Genomic DNA, 15,546 nt, shown 5'->3' with positions numbered 1-15,546 from the left:
CACGATTATCGTTAACGGTTAATGATCACGCAGCAACGCTGACCTTCCAAGCCTGGTACGGTGTATGGTACAACCTGATAAGGGTGCGCAATGGTTTTCAGCTCATCTTCGGGGATTCGCCCTTTCATAGCCAGCCAAATACCATCTGCTGCAATGAGGTGGCTTGTCCAAGTCAGCATCTGGGTTAGATCACTGAACGCTCGACTGATTACTGTATCAAAACCTTGCGTTGGGTGGTAGTTTTCGACTCGGCTTTGTACAATTTCGATTTGATTTAAAGAAAGCATGCGTTTCACTTCCTGTAAAAATCGAATTTTTTTGCCATTACTATCCAGTAATACCACTCGTTTATCAGGGTTTGCCAATGCTAAAGGAATTCCAGGAAGTCCAGGTCCCGTTCCCACATCAATAATACGCTGACCTTTTACCCAAGGAAGAATAGCAAGGCTGTCTAAAATATGACGAGACACCATAGAAGTCATATCCCGCACAGCGGTTAGATTATAGGCTTGATTCCATTTATGGAGCAACTGCAAATAAATCAAAAATGGTTCTGGTGACAGATAAAGCCCAAGTTGGCGCAATCCCTGCTCTAATTGTTCTTGAACGTTTTGGGGAAAGCTCATGCTAGTAATCGCTGTTTTTTTAAATGCACCAATAATAAGGATAACGCTGCTGGAGTCACACCTGAGATGCGACCCGCTTGGGCAATGGACTGCGGTTTAATCTTATTTAGCTTTTGAACCACCTCCGAAGAGAGTCCCGAGACGTTGCTGTAATCCAACGTCACGGGCAAACTTGTGTTTTCGTGCTTTCGAAGTCGTTCAATGTCTTCTCGTTGCCGATCGATATAACCGGCGTACTTGGTTTGAATCTCAACTTGTTCAGCAACTTCTAGAGAAAGGGCTGGTAACGTCATGTCACCTAACTGCTGCAAGTGATGATATTGAATTTCTGGGCGCTTTAATAAGTCCGATGCACGGCAATCGTGCAGCAAGGGGGCCTCAAGCACCTCTTTTAACGCGTCGTTATGATTCACGCGAATCCATGTGTTTTTCAAGGCCTGGTTGGCTTTTTCTATCGCTTCTTGTTTTTCAGAAAAGGCCTTCCAGCGCGCATCACCTACCAAGCCTAACTCACGCCCTTTTTCAGTTAACCGCAAATCGGCATTATCTTCCCGCAGCATTAAGCGGTATTCGGCTCTAGAAGTAAACATGCGATAAGGCTCTTGTGTACCACATGTGACTAAATCATCGATTAAAACCCCCGTGTAAGCTTCATCCCGACGAGGACTCCATAACGGCTTGTCATTGGCTTGCAAGGCCGCATTCATGCCGGCAATCAACCCTTGAGCCGCTGCTTCTTCATAGCCTGTGGTGCCATTGATTTGGCCCGCGAAAAATAAATTGGCTAACGGCTTAGTGTGTAAATAAGGAGTTAAGCCGCGGGGATCAAAATAATCGTATTCAATGGCATAGCCCGGGCGGGTGATATGAGCTTGTTCAAACCCTTTGATGGTGCGGACAAATTGCACCTGCACTTCAAACGGCAAACTCGTAGAAATACCGTTGGGATAAATTTCATCCGTAGTTAACCCTTCGGGCTCCACAAAAATCTGATGGGATAATTTATCCGCAAATCGTACAATTTTATCCTCAATAGAAGGGCAATAACGTGGACCTACGCCTTCAATGACCCCGGCATACATCGGGGAATGATGAAGATTTTCACGAATAATATCATGGGTGGCGGCGGTGGTATGGGTAATGTGACAAGGCATCTGTCTAGGATGGTCTGCGGCGTTACCAAGGTAAGAAAACACAGGCACTGGAGTATCCCCGGGTTGCACAGTCATTTGACTGTAATCGATGGTGCGTCCATCAATTCTGGGAGGCGTTCCTGTTTTTAATCGCCCTACGGGGAGATCAAGCTCGCGTAAACGATGCGCCAAGGCAATGGCAGGAGGATCGCCCGCTCGTCCCCCCGCGGATTGACTAGATCCTACGTGTATTTTTCCGCCAAGAAAGGTTCCTACGGTTAATACGACTGCGCGAGCACGAAGATAAAATCCCATTTGGGTGCGCACACCCGTAACCCGTTGATGTTCAATCACCAGATCATCCACGGCTTGCTGGAAAATGGTTAAATGCGGTTGCGCTTGCAAGGCTTGGCGAATTGCCTGACGATAAAGCACGCGATCGGCTTGCGCACGGGTGGCTCGAACAGCAGGGCCCTTAGAAGCATTTAAGATACGAAACTGAATGCCCGCAAAATCCGCCGCTTTTGCCATAACGCCATCGAGCGCATCAATTTCTTTTACTAAATGCCCTTTTCCAATCCCACCAATGGCGGGATTACAAGACATTTGGCCAAGCATATCCATGTTGTGGGTCAGCAATAAAGTGTCAGCGCCCATACGGGCCGCTGCCAGTGCCGCTTCAGTCCCAGCATGGCCTCCGCCAACCACAATCACATCATACTGTTTCTCAAGATTCATAGTGCGCAATCATCGTAAACAAAATCGCATAATTATACACTTTTTTACCAATTTTTGATAGCTCACTGACTGTTTGATCATGAATTCTTATCTTTTCCTTGCCGGCGTATCCATTTTCTTCTCTAAACTGGAAAGTAGGCTGATTATACTCCCTTTCCCCTACCTGGCCCAACATGTTCTGACCATCTCCAGCGCTTTGGGCTGACTAACCTTACTGACTGAAATTCCCGGGCAAACCAGGAGACGTAGATTGAGTATAGGGAGCGTTTGCTGCTGGCACATAAAAAAATGGCCCAAGAAAGTCGGGCCATTAGAAGCAAGATGCTCGAGTCTAGCTCTTTTTAGCCTGGGCAGCGGCGTCAGCTACATTATGGACTGCATCCTCTAAAGAAGGCTTCTTCACTGGATTAAAAAAACCACGACTAGCTGCTAAAGCTCCAGCGCCTACTCCTGCCACAGCACTTGTCCCTGCGACAGCGACCGCCGCGGCGCTGCCTGCCATAACACCACTTACAAAAGCACCAGGACCAGACCAAAGTCCGGCAGCAAAGCCGATTCCAAATCCTATGACTGCAGCAATAAATGTAACCACAACCGCAAGAACAACCCCTGCAATTGCTTTCATTACAGAACGTTGCTTTGGAAGAATTTTCTCACAGTTAGAAATATATTCTTGAGTCACTGTTTCAAGGTTTAAAGGGTCTGAATTTTGTAATTGGGTAACTAAAGATAATGCTTCTTCACCAAGCTGCTTTTTTTGAGCCTTCGAAATGTTACGGGAGACGTTGTTTAAGTTTATTAAAGCTTGGCCCAAAAGCGATTCCCGACCAGCTTTTTTGATGGCTTGTATCATTGGATTGTCAAGGGTATGTACCTCCTCAAAAAGCGCATCAACTGCAAGAACAACCCCTGCAATTGCTTTCATTACAGAACGTTGCTTTGCTGGGATTTCAGAAGAATTTAAAGATTTTGGAAGAGTTTTCTCACAGTTAGAAATAAATTCTTGAGTCACTGTTTCAAGGTTTAAAATTTCTGAACCTTTTAATTTGGTAACTAAAGATAATGCCGCTTCACCAAGCTGCTTTTTTTGAGCCAGCGAAATGTTAAGAGAGACGTTTATTAATTTTATTAAAGCTTCGCCCAAAAGTGATTCCCGACCAGCTTTTTTGATGGCAAGCGTCATTGGATTGCCAAGGGCATGTAACTCCTCAAAAAGCCCATCAATTCCTATAATTCCTATATTTTCTTTTGCTGACGTTAAATGGGCGCCATCATAACCATTTTTATCAGAAATTAGCTGCAGATCTTTTCGCGTAAATTTTGGGTTTGGTAAATCACATTTAGTTCCTACTAATAAAATCTTCGCCTCAGGTGAGGCCATTTTAGCATCCGCTAAATTGCTTTTAATATCCTCTTCATCTAATTCTGTAGTAGAGTCAATACAGTAAACAAATATAGTTGCACCACGGTTAACCGTGAGGCTACTATATTTTTTTAATCCCGCTTGGTCCCAAATAACTAGTTTTGATTCTTCATCATAGGGATCTGGAACAATAAAAAAATCCAAATTTATTGTGGGGGGGCTCGTCTCCCGAAAACGATCGTTTTTTTTTCTTTCTAGGATAGAAGTTTTTCCCTCTCCTACCCCTTTATCTCTGAGTTTACCTAAAAAAAAGACGTTTGTTCTTGTCATTCAAATACCCCAGAAGAAATAAATATATACAAATTGTATCATTGGCGCCCATTTATTGTCAAATTGCTAGGTCTTACAAACACTTCTGTAAATATAACCATATGGCACGGCGTCTCTTTGCTTACACCGAACATGACCCGAACAAGCCGGAGCAAGTAGACGAGAAGGTAGGTTTGACTGCGACAATAATTGCCGTATTGAAAAAAAAACGTTACCGTACTTCTTATCATATCAATAAAAGAGATCTAAAGATGGGGCTTGTCGTTCAGGTTTGTATTCCCCACACTAGCCGTGATTTTTTTGATTATCATTGCGAGCAAGAATGTCCCGCCATAGGAGCTCGGGTGTTGGTTCCTTTCCGAAACAAGCAACGACTTGGGGTGGTGATCGGGCAGCATTCTAAGGAATCTAGCGTCATTAAAACCAAAGCCATAGACATCGTGCTGGATAAAAAAGCCTTAATTCCTTCTGATTTATTATCCCTATGCCGCTGGGTAGCCGGCTATTATCAATCGCCTTTATCCGAAGTGTTGCCGCTGATGTTGCCAAAGCGCTATCGTGTAGGGAAAGCTGATATTTTACCTACGGCAGATTACTATGCCTTGGCGATGCCGCAAGAATTAGCTCATAAAACCCTTCGTGCCAACGCGCAAAAACAACATGAGTTGATTGATGCTTTGGCGAGTTCGCCCTCGCCACTTACTAAACAAATCCTTCTAAAGCAAGGATTTAGCACATCACAAATTAAAACACTTTTAGAACGGGGTATTCTGAGGAAAGATGAACGGGTGACTTTGCCTATTTTGCCAGCGCCCAGCGCTTATCAAGCCGTGGAATTAAATCTCGAACAAAAAATAGCCATTGATGCAATTTTAGCGAACCTTAATCGTTTTCAGTGCTTTTTACTTCAAGGGGTCACGGGCAGTGGTAAAACAGAGGTATACCTTCGTGTCATTGAGCAGGTGCTTTCTCGCAATCAACAAGTGTTGGTTTTGGTGCCAGAAATAGGGTTGACACCGCAATTATTAGCTCGTTTTTATGCGAGACTTAATGAGCCGATGGTGGTTATACATTCGAATTTAAACGATACGGAGCGACAACACGCGTGGCAACTCGCACATCGCGGGCTTGCAAAGCTTGTTATTGGCACTCGAACCGCTGTATTTACCCCGCTGCCTAAACTCGGCTTAATCATTATCGATGAAGAACATGACTCGTCCTTAAAACAAATGGATGGGGTTCGTTATTCCGCGCGTGATACCGCTTTAATTCGTGCACGCAATCACCAAATACCTATCGTTTTAGGATCAGCGACCCCAAGTCTTGAAAGTTTGCATAACTCTCTAAATCAAAAATATAAACGACTGTTACTGCCTAATCGTGCAGCAGCCACCACCCCTTTAGAATTTCAGATCCTAGATATTCGTAGCAAACCGCTTCATCATGGTTTAGCCGAGGCCACCTTAGAACAGATTCAATCTCACCTTAACCAAGGCAATCAAGTGTTGGTGTTTATTAACCGTCGTGGCTATGCTCCTGTTCTTCTTTGCCACCAGTGTGGCTGGATGGCGGATTGTCGAGCTTGTGATAGTCATTTGACTTTGCATCAAACCACGCAACAATTGATTTGCCATCATTGTGGACTGGCACAACCCATTCCCAAATCGTGCAAAGCCTGCAAAAGCGCAGAACTCATTCCTGTTGGCGCAGGTACTCAAAGAATTTTTGATTATTTATCAGAACGTTTTCCAACTACGAGCCTTATTCGTGTAGACCGAGATGAGGTACGACGAAAACAGGCGCTGGACGATTGCTTAACACGAATAAGCCAAGGTGAAGCGCAGCTAATTGTGGGTACGCAAATGCTTGCCAAAGGCCATCACTTTCCCAACTTAACCCTAGTCGTTATTTTAGATGCAGACCATGCTTTTTATAATCAAGACTTTCGCGCATTAGAGCGGTTTGGGCAGCTAATCACACAAGTCGCAGGGCGAGCAGGGCGAGAGGAGAAACCTGGTAAGGTGCTGATTCAAACGCATTTGCCACATCATCCCTTACTCAATTGTTTAATCCAAGAAGGTTATGAGGCGTTTGCTCAAACGTTACTCGAACAGCGACGGCTGGCAAGCTTGCCACCGTATCAATTTCTGGCGGTCATGCGCGCACAGAGTAAAACCCTACCTAGCGTATTAGAGTTTTTGCACCAAGCCAAACTCAAACTTAAAGATTCCAATTTACTCCCCTTAGGACCAGCGCCTGCGCCATTAGCTAGAAAATCGGATTATCATCGCATGCAATTATTAATTAAATCGCCTTCTCGAAAAGCATTGCAAACCACATTGACCGAGTTGCGATCCTGGTTAACAATTAACAACAAGAATAACCGAGTTCGCTGGAATGTGGATGTCGATCCCATGGATTTGTCATGAATCATCAAGTTAATTACGTGCATGAAAAAATGTTTGCCATAGCCTGGGGCGACATGGATGCCTTAGGACATGTTAATAACGGCAAGTATTTCGATTATTTTCAAGAAGCACGCATTGAGTGGTTACAAAGCCTTGGGTTCGATTTAAAACGCGATAAAGGGCCTGTCGTAGTTCATGTGGCTTGCACTTTTTTAAAGCCCGTAGTTTATCCTGCGACCTTAATGCTTAAAAGCAGTTTGCAAAGCATGGGACGCTCAAGTATGGAAATGCGACACGAATTATATCAAGAAACGATGTTAATGGCAGAAGGCACCAGCCGAATTGTTTGGATAGATTATCAAAACAATAAATCTCATCCGTTACCCGATGAAATTCGCTCGCTTTTTGAAAACAGCCGAAACCAGCCTTGAGTACTTAAGTCGAGACTAATTTTATATTAATGAATGGAACAATTACATGGCAAAACTTTATTTCTATTATGCTGCGATGAACGCAGGAAAAAGTACTGTTTTACTGCAATCTAGTTATAACTACCGCGAACGCGGCATGAATACCTTATTATTTACCCCTGCGATTGATAATCGCTTCAAATTAGGCACCGTCAGTTCTCGAATTGGCTTATCAGAGCCTGCGATTATGTTTCATAGTCCAGACAACTTATTGAACCTTGTTAAAGCGCAAAACGAACATTACGCTTGTGTATTAATTGACGAAGCACAATTTTTAACACGCGCGCAGGTGCAGCAATTAACCGAGATCACGGATGAATTGAAAATTCCTGTACTCGCTTATGGTCTTCGCACCGACTTTAGAGGGGAGTTATTTGAGGGCAGTCAATATTTACTCGCTTGGGCAGATGAGCTGGTTGAAATTAAAACCATTTGCCATTGTGGGCGCAAAGCGACAATGATTCTCCGTCTTGACGCTGAAGGGAATGTTTTATCTGAAGGAGAGCAAGTGGTCATTGGCGGCAATAATATGTATGTTTCAACATGCCGCGAACACTACAAAATGCGCCAACCCGGTTGCCTTGAGTTTACCAAGAAAGCTCTGCAAGTGACCGAGCATCACGAATAAACGCTAATCGCATGTTTTAACGACCATTACAGATTGTATGACGACCATGCAGATAGGGATTGCTGCGTGATCGGAAAATATATTCGCGACAGGACTCTCCTTCTGCGTTAGTAAAACGCCGTTCGTATTTGTAAGCAAAATCGCTAAAATTCATATCTTGCTTAATTTCTTGCTCCTTACGAGCTTTATCACGTGCTTCCATTTTGTTAAAAAAATCGCTTAATTTACTTGCGTGAGTTGTGGTTATCAACCCCATGGCAAGGACCAACAGAACTAATTTTTTCATAATAAGTATAATAATTAAACAACAGGGGCTTTATTAAAACACAAATTACATGATATTTCCAAATTCTATCGATCACTAACACTGATAATGAGGATTTGAACTAAGATCTGTAAACAAGCGCCACTCCTAAACTGCAATTGGCGCCTTTATAGCCGGATGCGATTCATAATTCACAAATTCAAAATCCTCATAGCGGTAATCGTATAAAGAGCTCGGACGACGATGAATTTTTAGCTCTGGGAGAGGCAGCGGGGTTCGTTGCAGCTGAGTTTTAGCCTGTTCAAGATGATTGAGGTATAAATGGCAGTCTCCACCAGTCCAAACAAAATCTCCCACCGCGAGATCACACTGCTCGGCAATCATATGAGTAAGAAGAGAATAAGAGGCGATGTTAAACGGAACCCCTAAAAAGACATCAGCAGATCGCTGATAGAGCTGACAAGATAAACGATTATCTGCCACATAAAACTGAAATAAAGCATGGCAAGGCGATAGCGCCATTTTATCCAGCTCGCCTACGTTCCATGCGTTGACAACCAAGCGGCGCGAGTGCGGATTAGATTTGATTTGATTCACCACGTCACTCAATTGGTCAATATGGCGGCCATCGGCGGTTGGCCAACTGCGCCATTGTTTACCGTAAATTGGTCCAAGCTCACCGCGCTCATCGGCCCATTCGTCCCAAATCCGAACCCCATGTTCGTTTAAATAAGCAATATTCGTATCGCCCCTTAAAAACCAAAGCAACTCATGAATAATACTGCGGGTATGAAGCTTTTTCGTGGTGACTAGAGGGAACCCTTCTGCCAAATTAAATCGCATTTGGTAGCCAAACACCGAAAGCGTGCCGACCCCAGTACGATCGGTTTTCTCGCTGCCCTGAGTTAATATATGTTCAAGAAGGTTTAGGTACGTTTTCATCTCGTTTCATCCACAAATATACGATTCCAATAATCAGCATCGGAATAGAGAGCAATTGTCCCATGGTTAGCCAATTAAACGCCAGATAACCTAGCTGAGGATCGGGAGCTCGGAAAAACTCTATAATAAGTCTGGCCGTTGCATAGCCTACTAAAAATACCGCAGAAACACATCCCAAAGGGCGTGGCTTAGAGGCATACCACCAAATTAACACAAATAATGCAACCCCCTCTAATCCAAACTCATACAGCTGTGAGGGATGACGCGGTTGCAGATCCACGTGCGGGAAAACAACCCCCCACGGCATATCCGTTGGCCGTCCCCATAACTCACCATTGATGAAATTTCCTAAGCGGCCTGCCGCTAAACCAATGGGAACGAGGGGGACAACAAAATCAGAGATCTCTAAGAAGCGTTTATTAAATTTATAAGTCAACAACCACAGTGCTAACATAACGCCTAGCAGTCCTCCATGAAAGGACATCCCACCTTGCCAGACTTTGAATAGAGATAACGGTTGTTCAATGAACTGGGGCAGGTTATAAAACACCATATAGCCAAGTCGTCCGCCAACGATAACACCCACAGCGCTATAAAAAATTAAATCGCCAATCTGCTCAGAAGTCCAATCCAAACGGTAACGTTTCACTCGCCAATGAGCCAAGAGCCAGGCGGCAATAAACCCCACGAGATACATTAACCCGTACCAATGCACGCGTACTGGCCCTAAAGAAAAAGCCACGGGATCAATATGTGGAAATACTAAAATTCGCATCGCTTTAGCATCCTTAAATCAGCAGATCCAAACCGGCCATGAGTAATATGGCGACCAACCCATATTTTAATTGTTGAACCGGTAACGTATAAGTTAAGTGTGCGCCAATTGGCGCAAATAAAATACTAGGAATCGCAACCCAAATCACGGCTGGCCAATATACGTATCCCGTAGAAAACGAGGGCAGGCCAGGTTCATTGCTACCAGTAATAATAAACACAATGGTGCCAATCATAGAAACCGCTAAGGTACATAGCGCGGATATGGCTGGAATTTTACGGGTATTAATCCCGCAAAAATTCAAATAAGGAATCACCAGCGTGCCGCCACCAACACCCAGTAACCCTGACAATAACCCGATCAAGGAACTGACGATACCGGTTATCTTATTACTGGGCATCCTCTGTGGACGTTCCACATGCACATCTGCCAGCATTTTAAATCCAACAAAGAGTAAAAAAATACCGAAAATCATTTTTAACACATTGGTTGATAACTGATCCGCTAAGAGCGCCCCAACAATGGTTCCTAAAATAATTCCCGGCCATAGACGATGATAAATGCCCCAAAGAATTTCGCCTTGGCGGTGGTGCGCTCGTATAGTGGACATAGCCGTAAAAATCATAATCGCTAATGAAGTGCCCGAAGCCACATGCATTTCAACCTCTGCGGGGACAACATGGGTATAATGAAAAATATAAAGCAGTGCCGGCACTACAATCATGCCTCCGCCAATTCCCAAAATCCCTGACATAAATCCGGTAAATGCACCGGTTAAGGCATAGGCTGTACCATGCTCAACTAGACTTGATAAAATCATGATTTTCCTGCCCTAATTAATCCACCCAGACCTGCTTCTTCCAGCGCCTTTTGTAAATAGAGCCTGATTTCTTCAGCATGCTCAAACTCTAAAACATCCGCTAAGATTTTCCGAGCATTCGCAATGGAAAAACTACGAATCACCCATTTTACTCTTGGCAAACTAAACGAGTTCATGCTTAACGTATCAAAGCCCATGGCCATCAGTAAGATCACCGCCAAAGGATCACTGGCCATTTCGCCGCAAATGCTGACCTCAACCCCTGCCGCATGCCCGCCTTCCACCACTTTCATTAACGTTTTTACCATAGCGGGGTGAAAAGAATTATAAAGTCCTGCCACTCTAGCATTATTTCGGTCAACCGCCAAAAGATACTGGGTTAAGTCATTGCTTCCAACGGATAAAAAATCAACCCGTCTTGCAAACTCACGTGCTTGATAGACCGCAGCAGGCACTTCAATCATAACCCCGATTTCTGGTTTTTCAATAACGCATCCTTCTTCCAGTAACTCCATAAAGGCCTGATCCACTAAAAATATAGCTTCATCAAGCTCCCCTAGCGTGGTGACCATCGGCAACATAATACGAAGATTATTTAATTCCTCATTGGCACGCATCATCGCTCTTACTTGCAATAAAAACACATCGGGATGATCTAGCGTGACACGAATACCTCGCCATCCGAGATAAGGGTTATCTTCTTCTACAGGAAAATAGCTCAGCGTTTTATCTCCACCAATATCCAAGGTGCGCATGGTCACTTTTCGAGGAGCGAAGGCTTTAAGAATCTGACGGTAAATCACGTGTTGCTCATCTTCGGAAGGAAAACGATCCCGGCTCATAAACGGAACTTCTGAGCGATAAAGGCCAACACCCTCAGCGCCAACACTCATGGATAAACCAGCATCCATTGCTAATCCCGTATTCACTTGCAACGAAATGCGGTAATTATCGGTGGTTTCCGCAGGCTTATCACGCAGATTAACCAAGCTTTGATTAAGCTCATCTTCTTCCTGAGCCAGCACTTTGTATTCTGCAACCAATCGCTTGGAAGGAGAAATATAAATCTGCCCATAATACCCATCCACCACCACAGCACGGCGTGACAATTGCTCAATGCTTAACCCCCGAACCCCCATAACAGTAGGCACGCCCATCCCGCGTGCTAAAATAGCCACATGAGAATTGTTGGATCCTTTGGCGGAAATAATCCCAGCCAGCTGCCCTTCTGGCACTTCAGCCAAAGCTCCTGCGGTAATTTCTTCTCCAACCAGAATGGTGCGCTTAGGGTATTCAATTTCTTCAATTTGTGAGGATTGTAATTCGGCCAACACACGACGTCCTAAATCACGAAAATCGCTCGCCCGTTCGCGAAGATACTCGTCTTTCATGCCCTCAAATTGCAGCACATGCTTCTTAACCACGGCAGACAAGGCTGCTTGTGCACTCAAGCTTTCTTCTCGAATAACCTCTTCGACTTCTTTCCCGAGGTTGTCTTTATCCATCATCCTAAGATAAACATCAAACAGCGCATGCTCGCTTTCGGCTACTCTGGACTTCATGCGGCGACTGAGGCGTTGCATATCTTCCCGCGCAGATTGCAGCGCCTCATAAAAAATCGCGACCTCTGCTTCAACATCATCCACCGTTCTTTTGGGAACCGCATCAATATCTGCAGGAGGATAAACCGTAACCGCTGTACCTATGCCAACACCTGGCACACAACCAATTCCAGATAAAGAAAGTTGGTTGACTTCAGACCTAGCTAATCCTACCGGCTTAGGAAGGGTCAGCTGACTAAGTTCACCGGTCGCTTCAGCATGGGATAATGTTCCCCCTAGCTGAGCTGCTAGCGTAATCATAAACGCTTCTTCAGCATCATCAAAAAAGCGCGCTTCTGCTCGTTGGGCGACTAAAACGCCGTATAACTTACGGTGCTGGATAATAGGGACGCCTAGGAATGAATTTAACTCTTCTTCACCGAGTAAAGAATGATAAAAATAATCTGCATGAGCGGAAGCATTATCAATGTTGATGGGTTCTTCACGGCGACCAACAAGTCCAATTAGTCCTTTATCCAGTGGCACTCGAACGCGAGACTCGGCCTTTTGCTGCAACCCATTGGTTGCAATCAATACATATTCACCGCTTTTATTATCGATAAGGAAAACAGAAACCGCTTCAGCAACGACGGCTTTTCGAAGCTCTTCTACCAGAATGTGTAAGGCATCACTTAACGAACCGGCCGTGGTAACACTCTGGACAATGCGGTTTAGTACTTTCAACATCTAAAGAATATGATTACCTCATTTTTTTGCGTTTACCGTAAGCGGTTTTACGCTTTTTTAGAAAAGGCTCCAGCTCTTTTAGAGCTTGAGCATAGACGTGTTTTTTAAAAAAAATCACATGATCTTGTGGTTCGTAATAATCAATCCACCGCCAACTATCAAACTCCGGTGAATCACTCAAATCTAACCGCAATTTTTGTTCACTGGCCACGAGCTTTAGCAAAAACCATTTTTGTTTTTGACCCACGACCAAAGGTTTGCTGCCATGACGTATATATTGCTTTGGCAAACGATATTTTAACCACCGCTTGGTAGCACCCAATAGTTCAATGTCGTCGCGGTCTAGGCCTATTTCTTCCCTAAGCTCACGATACATCGCCTCGGTAGCAGTTTCTCCGCTTGCAAGCCCACCTTGGGGAAACTGCCAGGCATCGTGACCATGACGGCGACCCCAAAATACGCGGCCGGAATCATTCACCAGAATGATCCCTACATTTAACCGGTAACCGGCTCTATCAATTACCATTCATTACTGCTTAAACGAACTATTAATACCCTGATTTTTCCACAAAACACGAGACTTTGGCAAATAAATAAGACGATATGACCCAAGAACGATTACAATAAAGTATACGACTATGATGAGCATCCGTGGAATGAAAAAGAAAATACTAATCATCAACACTGGCGGCACCATTAGCAGCATCAAAACGAATCATGGGTATGAACCTGCTCCAGGCTATGTGCAACAAGCGCTGCAAACTATATCTGCTTTGAGCCATAAAGACATGCCGGAGTTTTTTATTAAAGAATATGATCCCTTGCTGGATTCCTCAAACCTAACGCTAAGTGAATGGAATCGGATTGCCAGTGATATTAATGAAGAATATCAACACTATGATGGGTTTGTCGTCTTTCATGGCACTGATACTATGGCCTATACGGCATCGGCATTATCCTTTATGCTCGAGCATCTTGATAAACCCGTTATCCTGACAGGCTCTCAAATCCCTTTATCAGAAGTCCGTAACGATGCCGTTGATAACATCATCACCTCATTATGGCTATGTGCTCATCAACCCATTAAAGAGGTTTGTATTTTTTTTAATCAAAAACTCTTGCGAGGAAATCGCGCACAAAAAGTAAGCGCGCAACGCTTTGATGCCTTTGATTCACCTAATTTTCCAATCTTAGCCACACTAGACATTACCATCAACTTAAAAGAACGGTTACTGCTGAAACCGAAGTCAAGACCGTTTCGCTTTCTAACGATTACCCCACACTTTATCGCTAATTTTCGTTTATTTCCCGGATTTTCTACCGAAGTTTTGGCTTATATTCTTGAGCAACCGATTCGAGGTCTGATATTAGAAACGTATGGCGCAGGAAATGCACAAAATAATGATCCGCGTTTTTTGAATCTTCTAGAAGAGGCCTGTCGCCGCGGTGTGATCATTGTTAATTGCAGTCAATGCCAACACGGTCATGTTAAAATGAGTCAGTACGCGACTGGTTATACGCTAAAGCAAGCGGGGCTAATCAGCGGCCATGATATGACCCCTGAGGCGGCGCATTGCAAACTGTTATATTTATTAAGCAAGTATTCCGATATTCGCCAGGTCAAATCGTTATTAGAAACGGATCTATGCGGGGAGTTAACCGAGAAACAATAACCATTTGACCCAGCTATCTTTAGCACATTGTTCAATCCTTATGGCGACATAGAAGTAGCTCGGTCTAAGTTCGGAATAAAACTAAAATTCAGCTCCTGGTCATACAGCGCTGGGGTTTCAATCGCTTCCAAAGCTTTGTTCATAAAGTCATTAAGCCGACCCAGTGATGGTTTAAATTTTGGACCTATCCTAAGCGAACTAAACAAGGTAACATTAACACTCAAACCGAGATCTGTTCCAAGCTCATCACATAACTCTTTATTGGCAGCAAGAAGATTTTGGATTGCAGATTTAACACATAGTTTAATTGACAAACTGTCTTCAGACGCGTCCATTGGTGCAATCATAGCTTTGCAGTTGGTTAAAGCCTCATCTAATAGCTTATCTTTGGCGCTAGAAATTTTTGGAGCGCTAGACACGTGAGGATTATCCATGAAACTGGCAACGTTCACTTTTTTTAAATCATCTACCGATTTGGTGGTGAAGTATCTGGCGGCATAAAAACAAAAAATTCCATAAGGCTCCTTAGTGCATTCTATGTCAGTCAGACCATGTTCATGTAATTTTTTATGCATAAAATTTAATAACTGAGTGAGTGCTTCCAAAGCAGGTCCTGTAGCTCCCTCATTGACAAATCCACCTCGGTCACTTATTGCTTTTGCATGCCCCTTACTTTTTGAAATTAGATCAAGAAGTGCTGTTAAATTCTCCTCATCATTATCTCGTGGCGCAAACCCTTTTATCATAAGGCCCAAATCGTCAAGAATTTCACGCTTAGCATCGGAAATACGTTCATCACGGCCTAAACCAAAGCTCGAGAAAAACCGATTTGGCCAACTGTAATCAGCAGCAACCGATTGATTTTTCCGTTCTTTTAGCTGGGCTAATGCTATTTTTTGAGCCAATATAAGGAAAATTGTCATAATACTACTCCTTTTGTCGCAATTTTATATTTGTATACCCATTTTATCTGAAGGGACAGGATTTTCGCGGTTGCTTTTCTCGTCTAAACAATGTTAAAAAGCTCCCAATAGAGCTTGCTATTACTTCGTTTTTAAAATCCTGCCACCTCAAAAATCAATACGCG

Annotated in this window: 14 protein-coding genes; 4 read left to right on the top strand and 10 right to left on the bottom strand. The window is 43.8% G+C overall.

The window, feature by feature from the left end:
* Window positions 1–11: 11 nt before the first annotated feature.
* The 3 genes from rsmG to E1O47_RS04980 all read right to left on the bottom strand — a co-directional run bounded on the left by rsmG (window position 12) and on the right by E1O47_RS04980 (window position 4,190).
* Window positions 12–626 carry a 16S rRNA (guanine(527)-N(7))-methyltransferase RsmG gene (gene rsmG, locus E1O47_RS04990; RefSeq protein ID WP_133130171.1) on the bottom strand — a complete coding sequence of 205 codons (615 nt, stop codon included), beginning with the start codon at window positions 624–626 and terminating at the stop codon, window positions 12–14.
* Window positions 623–2,497, bottom strand: coding sequence for a tRNA uridine-5-carboxymethylaminomethyl(34) synthesis enzyme MnmG (gene mnmG / locus E1O47_RS04985; RefSeq protein WP_133130170.1), 1,875 nt, complete (start codon window positions 2,495–2,497; stop codon window positions 623–625). Before mnmG ends, rsmG begins: the two co-directional genes overlap by 4 nt.
* A gap of 331 nt (window positions 2,498–2,828) precedes the next feature.
* The gene (locus E1O47_RS04980) at window positions 2,829–4,190 is read right to left on the bottom strand and encodes a hypothetical protein (protein WP_133130169.1); all 1,362 of its coding nucleotides are present in this window, start codon (window positions 4,188–4,190) and stop codon (window positions 2,829–2,831) included.
* A 101-nt stretch (window positions 4,191–4,291) separates the two neighbouring features.
* Between E1O47_RS04980 and E1O47_RS04975 the strand changes: the two genes are divergently transcribed.
* The 3 genes from E1O47_RS04975 to E1O47_RS04965 are packed head-to-tail and all read left to right on the top strand — an operon-like array spanning window position 4,292 to window position 7,696.
* Window positions 4,292–6,619, top strand: coding sequence for a primosomal protein N' (locus E1O47_RS04975; protein WP_242602012.1), 2,328 nt, complete (start codon window positions 4,292–4,294; stop codon window positions 6,617–6,619).
* Window positions 6,616–7,029 (top strand): acyl-CoA thioesterase, encoded by a 414-nt coding sequence (locus E1O47_RS04970; RefSeq protein WP_133130168.1) that lies wholly within the window; start codon window positions 6,616–6,618, stop codon window positions 7,027–7,029. Before E1O47_RS04975 ends, E1O47_RS04970 begins: the two co-directional genes overlap by 4 nt.
* Window positions 7,030–7,075: 46 nt before the next feature.
* A complete protein-coding gene (locus tag E1O47_RS04965; RefSeq protein ID WP_133130167.1) occupies window positions 7,076–7,696 on the top strand; it encodes a thymidine kinase in 621 nt (206 codons plus the stop codon).
* Between the two features lie 16 nt (window positions 7,697–7,712).
* On the opposite strand, the gene E1O47_RS04960 is transcribed toward E1O47_RS04965, so the two are convergent.
* The 6 genes from E1O47_RS04960 to E1O47_RS04935 all read right to left on the bottom strand — a co-directional run bounded on the left by E1O47_RS04960 (window position 7,713) and on the right by E1O47_RS04935 (window position 13,312).
* Window positions 7,713–7,982: a hypothetical protein gene (locus E1O47_RS04960; protein WP_133130166.1), complete on the bottom strand. Its 270-nt coding sequence runs from the start codon at window positions 7,980–7,982 to the stop codon at window positions 7,713–7,715.
* 126 nt (window positions 7,983–8,108) lie between these two features.
* Complete coding sequence (gene thyA / locus E1O47_RS04955; protein WP_133130165.1) at window positions 8,109–8,903, bottom strand: thymidylate synthase; 795 nt, start codon at window positions 8,901–8,903, stop codon at window positions 8,109–8,111.
* Window positions 8,878–9,672: a prolipoprotein diacylglyceryl transferase gene (gene lgt / locus E1O47_RS04950; protein ID WP_133130210.1), complete on the bottom strand. Its 795-nt coding sequence runs from the start codon at window positions 9,670–9,672 to the stop codon at window positions 8,878–8,880. Before lgt ends, thyA begins: the two co-directional genes overlap by 26 nt.
* Before the next feature lie 19 nt (window positions 9,673–9,691).
* A complete protein-coding gene (locus E1O47_RS04945; RefSeq protein ID WP_133130164.1) occupies window positions 9,692–10,498 on the bottom strand; it encodes a sulfite exporter TauE/SafE family protein in 807 nt (268 codons plus the stop codon).
* Entirely contained in the window at window positions 10,495–12,786 is a 2,292-nt protein-coding gene (gene ptsP / locus E1O47_RS04940; RefSeq protein ID WP_133130163.1) for a phosphoenolpyruvate--protein phosphotransferase, read from the bottom strand. Before ptsP ends, E1O47_RS04945 begins: the two co-directional genes overlap by 4 nt.
* A gap of 13 nt (window positions 12,787–12,799) precedes the next feature.
* On the bottom strand, window positions 12,800–13,312 hold the full coding sequence (locus E1O47_RS04935; protein WP_133130162.1) for an RNA pyrophosphohydrolase: 513 nt from the start codon (window positions 13,310–13,312) through the stop codon (window positions 12,800–12,802).
* 130 nt (window positions 13,313–13,442) lie between these two features.
* Here E1O47_RS04935 and ansA point away from each other — a divergent pair, with 130 nt between their 5' ends.
* Window positions 13,443–14,459 (top strand): asparaginase, encoded by a 1,017-nt coding sequence (gene ansA / locus E1O47_RS04930; protein ID WP_133130161.1) that lies wholly within the window; start codon window positions 13,443–13,445, stop codon window positions 14,457–14,459.
* 38 nt (window positions 14,460–14,497) lie between these two features.
* Here ansA and E1O47_RS04925 read toward each other — a convergent pair whose 3' ends face one another.
* Window positions 14,498–15,382, bottom strand: a complete 885-nt coding sequence (locus tag E1O47_RS04925; protein WP_133130160.1) for a hypothetical protein — start codon at window positions 15,380–15,382, stop codon at window positions 14,498–14,500.
* Window positions 15,383–15,546 lie beyond the last annotated feature (164 nt).

It is taken from the genome of Legionella yabuuchiae, assembly GCF_900640115.1.
GTDB classification, from domain to species: Bacteria; Pseudomonadota; Gammaproteobacteria; order Legionellales; family Legionellaceae; genus Legionella_A; species Legionella_A yabuuchiae.
This window is presented reverse-complemented; position numbering and strand designations above follow the sequence as displayed.